General features: G+C 49.3%; 1 pseudogene. It reads right to left on the reverse strand.

Going from position 1 to position 570, the window contains the following annotated elements:
* Positions 1–570: pseudogene (gene vopD, locus R7044_RS27070) on the reverse strand (type III secretion system translocon subunit VopD); the annotation flags it as partial.

Genomic DNA, 570 nt, shown 5'->3' on the forward strand with positions numbered 1-570 from the left:
GTTGCTTGCCATCTCGGTCTTAATTTCTTTACCCGCTTTGAACGAACCAAGCGCACCGATAATTGCTGTAGCACCCGCTAACACACCAGATACAACCGCCATCGCGATCATCGCGCTAGCAGAGTTGTTCAGCTCTGCCGCTTGGCTTTGCAAACTCGCAACGTTGGCTTCAACCGCAATTTCACGTTGAAGCACTTGCTGTTCACGGCTTAGCTTCGACACTTGGTAAAGCAGCGTCAACAAAGACAGCGATTGAGAAACCGCGTCCGAAGGTGATTTGATCACTTCGTCACCGTTCAGCACTTTCGCGGTAGTGCTCATCAGTAGATCAATCGTTGGTGCAAGCTCACCCATCAGGTTCGCAACCACTTGTGCTTGATTACTGATCGCAGGAGCTTTCGGCCCATCTAATTGATAACGACCCGCACCAGAAACGTTTGACTCACCGTTGCTTTTTACTGCACCCGCTTCCAATTTGGTCTCTGGTGTTTTTTCTGCTTTGGTTGTTTTGATAGTGTCGCCCAAACCATACAGTTCACCGCGACCCGTTCCACCAATTTTATCCAACAT

The sequence above is a fragment of the Vibrio sp. 1402 genome (assembly GCF_033340275.1).